We start from the raw sequence: 5,756 nt of genomic DNA, 5'->3' as shown, positions 1-5,756 counted from the left end.
TAATGTATTCATAAATTTTTACATCGCCAATTATATCATCGATACGGCAAAATTCGTTGGGCATATGAGCGTTTTCAATAACCGTTGTTGACCACACTGCGGCAGGAATATTTCTGGCCCTTAAGAATGCTGCAAATGTTGATCCGCCGATGCCAACAGTCATTGCCTTTTTACCCTTGATTTTTTCAATGGCATCCTTAAGTTTTAAGACAATCTCAGAATTTTCCATGTTAAATGATGGTGATGGTTCTGATTCAATGACATCCATGTCTATTTCACCACCATTTTTTTTGGTAAAATCCGTTACCATTTTTTGTATGTTCTCTATTGCCTCCTCAAGATTGTATCCCGGAAGGATACGGCAATCATAGTAGAAAATATCCTCGCCTGGTATTGTGTTAATATTATCTATATTTTTTTCATGCTTCGTTGGTTCAAAGGTGGAAACACTGGGTATAAACATTTTATTTTCTATTGAAAATGTTTTATGGAGCTCGTCATCAAAAAATGTAATAAATTTTGATGAAAGGCGGAATGCATTCAATGCCTCTTGTGGCATGCTGGCATGTCCCTGCCTGCCCCTTACAGTAAATTTCAGCCACAAAACACTCTTCTCTGCAGTTTCTATTATATTTCCATCCTCTGTGCCGGCGTCAGGAACAACTATTAAATCATCCGGTTTAAAAATATTTTTTGAAATCAAATATTTTATTCCGTATGTATTTCCTGTTTCCTCATCGCTTACAAATGCTATTCCAAGATTTAGCCTCATTTTGTTTAAATCGAGTTTTTTAAGGAGCAAAAGTGCAGTAAGCAATCCCTGGCCGTTGTCCTCAGCGCCCCTTGCATATATATTGCCATTTTCTATATGCACATCATATGGATCATGCGCCCATAATTTTACATCACCTGCAGGGACAGTATCCATATGGACTATTATCCACAGCGTTTTTTCAAAGTTGCCGGTTTTAATAACAAAATTCGGCCTTGTAACTCCAAAATTATCATCCACATAATATTTTTCATAATTTTTGTATCCCATTTCATCCAGTATATTCAAAATCTCCTCGGCCTTTTTTAACTCACCACTGCCACCGTTTTCCGGGGATACTGCCGGAATGCTTAAAATACGCCTTGCAGTATTTTTAACAAATTCTTCATCATCCATTATTATGTATATTTTTTTTTAATATATTATTTGCCATTAATGGAAACGAATTTAATAAAGGTGCAGTTTATGCACGGGCAATATTTATATTGGTGTTTATAATACGTTCTAAAAAATGAAGGAGGATTAGTATGGAAAACACATATGTAAAATTTGAAGCTCCCGAATCGCTGGAAAAAGAGTCTCTTGATTTTGTTGAAAATTCATACAGGTCAGGAAAGATTAAAAAGGGCACAAATGAGGTTGTAAAGGCAATAGAAAGGGGAGAGGCAAAGCTTGTTGTTATAGCCGAGGACGTTTCACCTGCTGATGTTGTATTTTATCTTCCAACATTATGCGAGGAAAGAAAGGTGCCATACACATATGTTAAAAAGAAGGCGGACCTTGGTGTAAAGGTCGGCATAGCCTCAGCCGCATCCGTTGCAGTTGTGGATTACGGGAAAAACGAGGAGGCATATAAAACCTTGATTTCCGATATAAACAATGCCAAGGAGGGCAAGAAGGAGGATAAGAAGGAAGCAGAGGAGAAGCCCGAGGCAAAGGAAGAGAAGAAGGAAAAGAAATCAGAAAAAAAGCCCAAAGAGGCAAAAGAATCTGAAAATAAGGAAGAGTGATCAGCATGGATGATGATGCTACACCAGCAGAGGTTGTTGAAATTATGGGCAGAACCGGAATGACCGGGGAGGCCACAACCGTAAAGGTCAGGGTTCTTTCTGGCAAGGATCAGGGAAGAATCATAGCAAGAAATGTGCTTGGCCCGGTGGCGGTTGGTGATATACTCATGCTGAGGGAAACTGCAAGGGAGGCCAGAAGGCTATCAATTAGGTGATTTTAATGGAAAATCGAAAATGTACTTTTTGCGGTGCTGATATAGAACCTGCAGCAGGCATGATATACGTGAGAAAGGATGGTGCCATACTTAACTTTTGTTCCAAGAAATGCAAGGTAAACATGATAGATTTAAAGAGGGCTGCGAGGAACACAAAATGGACAAATGAGTATCATAGAATTAAAGAGATGAGAAAGGCATGAGCGTGGAACGCACACTGATACTTATAAAGCCAGATGGCGTATCCCGCCACATAATAGGCCGGATAATATCGAGATTTGAGGATAAAGGCCTCAGGCTGCTGGCAATGAAGTTTATGACAGTTACCAAACAGCAGGCAGAGATGCACTACAGTGTTCACAGCCTGAAACCATTCTTTTCAGACCTGGTCTCATACCTTACCTCAGGGCCAATAGTTGCAATGATTTGGGAGGGCGATAATGCAATAGTTTCATGCAGGAATATATGCGGTGCAACTGATGGTTCCAAGGCAGCTCCAGGCACAATACGCGGGGACTTTTCACTCAACATAGAGGAAAATATAGTGCATGCCTCAGATTCAAAGGAATCATATGAACATGAGTACCCAATATTCTTTAATGAAAATGAAATTGTGGTAAAATAGAGATGGAAACTGCAAAAAATAATTTGAGGGAGCCAATTGTATGCGTGCTTGGTCATGTTGACCATGGCAAAACAACGTTGTTAGATGATATTAGGGGCACAACTGTTGCAAAGAAGGAAAGCGGTGGCATAACCCAGAAGATAGGTGCAACAGATATAAATAAAAATCTTCTTGAAAAGATAGTAAAGAATACATTCAGGAACGTTTCAATAAAAATACCCGGACTTTTATTTATAGATACACCGGGGCATGTCGCATTCTCAAATATGAGGGCAAGGGGAGGCGCACTTGCGGATATAGCCATTCTTGTCATAGATATAAACGAGGGGTTAATGCCCCAGACCATAGAATCCATAGATATACTTAAAAAATTTAAAACACCATTTATTATAGCAGCAAATAAAATAGATTTAATACCCTATTTTATTTCTGCAAAAAACAAATCATTTTATGAGGTATTTAAAATACAGAGGCCGGAATACAGGGAAGAACTTGATAAGCGCATTTACAATATTATAAACCAGCTTTATGTCCATGGAATCTCCTCAGATCGCTATGATAGAATATCAGATTTTACAAAAACATTTGCCATTGTGCCGGTCAGCGCAAAATTAAATATAGGAATAGCGGATATATTAATGGTTTTAACCGGTCTGGCACAGAAATTCCTTGAAAATGAAATTAAATTTAGTGATGAATCAACGCGTGGCACTGTTATAGAGGTTAAAAAGGAGGGTTCCCTTGGAACAACACTTGACACAATATTATATCAGGGTATACTTGCTCGTGGTGATACCATTGCACTGAACACTGCAAACGGGCCGCAGACAACAAAGGTGAAGGCCATTCTTGTAAATTCCAGTAATAAGGGTATTATGGAAAAGGACAAGGTTTCCGCGGCTGCAGGAATCAGGATACTTATTACAGATAAGCTGGATGTTACACCGGGCACGTCAATAATAAAAATTCTGGATAACCCGGAACAGGCCTTTGAGGAGCTCACCAGGGAATCAAAGCCAAATATAAATGTATCAGAAAATGGTGTTACAATAAAGGCCGAGGCTCTTGGATCGCTTGAGGCCGTCGCATACGAGCTTGATCAGAACAACATAAAGATAAGGGAGGCATCAATAGGGGACATCACAAAAAAGGATATTATAAACGTATCAACGTTGAATGACCCGCTTGAAAGGATAATCATAGGCTTTAATGTCGGTATATCACCGGATGGAAGGGAGGCAATGGAATCATCTGATATTAAGGTAATAACAGGAGATGTCATATACTCATTAATTGAGGAGGCCAGCAAATGGCTTTCAGACAAAAAACATGAGCTGGAGGAGGAGAAAAAGAATGCCAGACCTGTACCATCGAAGTTTATCATTATGCCGGATTACATTTTTAGGGCTGCAAAGCCTGTAATTGTTGGTATTAGGGTTCTATCTGGCCGTGTTAAGGTTGGAGATAAATTAATAACTGAAAATAATAAGTATGCAGGCACAATAAAAAGCCTCAGGGATGGCGATGTCAACAGGCAGTTTGCGGACGCCGGCATGGAGGTTTCATGCGCAATAGACGGCGTTATACTTAACAGGCACATTTTTCCGGATAGGCCAATTTACGTTGACATACCCGAGAGTGTTGCAAAGGAGTTAAAAAATCAGGAACTTTCAGATGATATAAAGGAAACACTTGATGAGATAATAAAAATTAAGCGCAGGGAAAATCAGTTCTGGGGATTTTAGAAAGGGCATTTAAAAAAATTTTATCCATAAATTATCTGGCAAATACAGTAATTATCAGGAAGATTATGCTTATTATAAGCATTAAAATTATTGAAAAATAGCTATTCTTAAGCGTTAATTCAGATGTAAATGCGGCAAGTGCAAAAACAAGTGTGTTTTTATAAACAGTACTGCCGGTAATCAATCCTGTTGATTCACCCACGCGGTGCCTGTGCAAGCTTATGCCAACCATTGTTATTTCAGGTATTGACCCAAAGACGCCAAGAAGAATAAATGATGCAAAAAAGCTGGTAATGTTAAAAATGTCTGAAATCACAATTGCGCTGCTTATCATGGCATAGGATCCTAGAACAATTACAAGTAACGATATTAATCCATATATGTATGGATAATCCTCAAATTCTGGTGCCGTATTTGTTTTTACATTTTTTCTGTTTATAATATAAAAATAGATAATGAATATTATCATGGGAATAATACCAATGTATGCAGGTATATCCTCATATATGAATGAGAATGCAAGGATAATTATTGATGATGCAAGTATAAATACTGCATCGAGGCGGTAGGTTTTCAAGGTTTTCATATAATAAAATGGTATAATAATGAAAAATGCAAGCATAACAACTGTATTTGATCCCTGGATTGACCCAAAGCTGATTTCTCCATGACCCTCAAGGGCGGCCATGAGGGACATGACAATCTCATCAAAAACGGATGCAATGCCCAGAATTAAAATTCCCACAGTTTTTCCGGAGAATTCCAATTTTTTGCCAATTTTGGCGGCAACATCGGTAAATATATCGCTTGAAAGGTATATGCCGGTTATGGAAATTAATATGGCAAAAATTATGACAAATTTAAACCTAATATCTATTCTGTAAAATAAAACAAGGATATCATAAATTAACAGGGAAAAAAGGTATATAATTATGGATTTTTTCAATTAATCACAGCATTAGTGATGGATCCGTTATTGTAACATTGTCATCTACTTTATTTCCCCTCTCAAGTTTCTTATATTCTATGCTGGTGGGTTTAAGCACATTTAAAAGATAATTGAATGCCTTATCTGCATTACTCCGATCACCACACGTGTATATATCAAGGGTAACAAGCCCGTATTCAGGCCATGTATGAAATGAGAGATGGGATTCAGCCAGAAGCGCTATTCCACTGGCCCCCATGGGCCTGAACTGATAGTACTGTGATGAGATTTTTGTCAAATTCCCCTCTTTTATGGCATTTTCCATAAGTGGAGAAATGCTGTCAGCGCTAGATATTAACCCTGCATCTACACCGTATAAATCCGCAATTATGTGCACCCCTACTACCACTTTCATCGTCCTCCATAAATTTTTTCACCTCAACAAGAGAGTTAATATTAAC

General features: G+C 38.3%; 8 protein-coding genes. 5 read left to right on the top strand and 3 right to left on the bottom strand.

Annotated features, from left to right (window positions below; all coding sequences use genetic code 11):
• A partial coding sequence (locus AOG55_RS09025) for a M20 family metallo-hydrolase (protein WP_055041205.1) occupies positions 1-1,168 on the bottom strand: 1,168 nt, incomplete at its 3' end.
• A 131-nt stretch (positions 1,169-1,299) separates the two neighbouring features.
• Between AOG55_RS09025 and rpl7ae the strand changes: the two genes are divergently transcribed.
• The 5 genes from rpl7ae to infB are packed head-to-tail and all read left to right on the top strand — an operon-like array spanning position 1,300 to position 4,367.
• Positions 1,300-1,782, top strand: a complete 483-nt coding sequence (gene rpl7ae, locus AOG55_RS09020) for a 50S ribosomal protein L7Ae (protein ID WP_084779439.1) — start codon at positions 1,300-1,302, stop codon at positions 1,780-1,782.
• Positions 1,783-1,787: 5 nt separating this feature from the next.
• Positions 1,788-1,997: a 30S ribosomal protein S28e gene (locus tag AOG55_RS09015; RefSeq protein WP_048101059.1), complete on the top strand. Its 210-nt coding sequence runs from the start codon at positions 1,788-1,790 to the stop codon at positions 1,995-1,997.
• 5 nt (positions 1,998-2,002) lie between these two features.
• Positions 2,003-2,200, top strand: coding sequence for a 50S ribosomal protein L24e (locus tag AOG55_RS09010; RefSeq protein WP_048101058.1), 198 nt, complete (start codon positions 2,003-2,005; stop codon positions 2,198-2,200).
• Positions 2,197-2,622, top strand: coding sequence for a nucleoside-diphosphate kinase (gene ndk / locus AOG55_RS09005; RefSeq protein WP_048101057.1), 426 nt, complete (start codon positions 2,197-2,199; stop codon positions 2,620-2,622). The genes AOG55_RS09010 and ndk overlap by 4 nt, the downstream gene beginning before the upstream one ends.
• 2 nt (positions 2,623-2,624) lie before the next feature.
• Positions 2,625-4,367 (top strand): translation initiation factor IF-2, encoded by a 1,743-nt coding sequence (gene infB, locus AOG55_RS09000; RefSeq protein WP_055041204.1) that lies wholly within the window; start codon positions 2,625-2,627, stop codon positions 4,365-4,367.
• A 31-nt stretch (positions 4,368-4,398) separates the two neighbouring features.
• Here infB and AOG55_RS08995 read toward each other — a convergent pair whose 3' ends face one another.
• The gene (locus tag AOG55_RS08995; protein WP_055041203.1) at positions 4,399-5,313 is read right to left on the bottom strand and encodes a hypothetical protein; all 915 of its coding nucleotides are present in this window, start codon (positions 5,311-5,313) and stop codon (positions 4,399-4,401) included.
• Between the two features lie 4 nt (positions 5,314-5,317).
• Entirely contained in the window at positions 5,318-5,710 is a 393-nt protein-coding gene (speD, locus tag AOG55_RS08990; protein WP_048101054.1) for an adenosylmethionine decarboxylase, read from the bottom strand.
• Positions 5,711-5,756 lie beyond the last annotated feature (46 nt).

The organism is Acidiplasma cupricumulans (genome assembly GCF_001402935.1).
Taxonomy (GTDB): domain Archaea; phylum Thermoplasmatota; class Thermoplasmata; order Thermoplasmatales; family Thermoplasmataceae; genus Acidiplasma; species Acidiplasma aeolicum.
This window is presented reverse-complemented; position numbering and strand designations above follow the sequence as displayed.